General features: G+C 34.7%; 1 protein-coding gene. It reads left to right on the top strand.

What is annotated here, in order from left to right:
- Positions 1-439 (top strand): DUF4129 domain-containing protein (locus ACERKK_RS13220; protein ID WP_373773539.1); only part of this gene is annotated, 439 nt, incomplete at its 5' end.
- Positions 440-522 lie beyond the last annotated feature (83 nt).

Genomic DNA, 522 nt, shown 5'->3' with positions numbered 1-522 from the left:
TCTTGCCGCTCTGGTTCTATTGCTAATTACCCTAATTTACCGCAGTAAATTTACAGGTTTATTTCATCCCAATCAGGAAGTTACAGCCATGGAATTTAGCGATACAGCAAATCCAACAAAGGTAAATTGGGAACAAAAAATTAAAGAAGCACATCTTCAAAAAGAATACCGTTTGGCAGTTCGCTATCATTATCTATCCCTTTTAAAAGGCTTAAGCCGGTATAAAATTATTGCCTGGAAATCGGAAAAAACCAATTACGATTACATCAAAGAAATTAAACATGATAAAATAAAAACAGATTTTATTGAATTAAGCGAATTGTACGAGGCCGTTTGGTATGGCGATTTCCCTATTGCGAAACAAGATTACCATCAAATTGATGATGAATTTGCACGTTTGAACCTTCTAGTATCACAAACAAAAGAATTCGCCTCATGAAAATAGGTATCCCTAAAAATGCACTTCCTGTAATTGGAATCTTACTTATCCTGATTCTAATGGAACTTTTTGCACCTCAACCA

The organism is Poseidonibacter sp., assembly GCF_041821165.1.
Lineage (GTDB): Bacteria > Campylobacterota > Campylobacteria > Campylobacterales > Arcobacteraceae > Poseidonibacter.
Note: the sequence above shows the minus strand (reverse complement) of the source record. Positions and strands in the feature narration are given on the sequence as shown.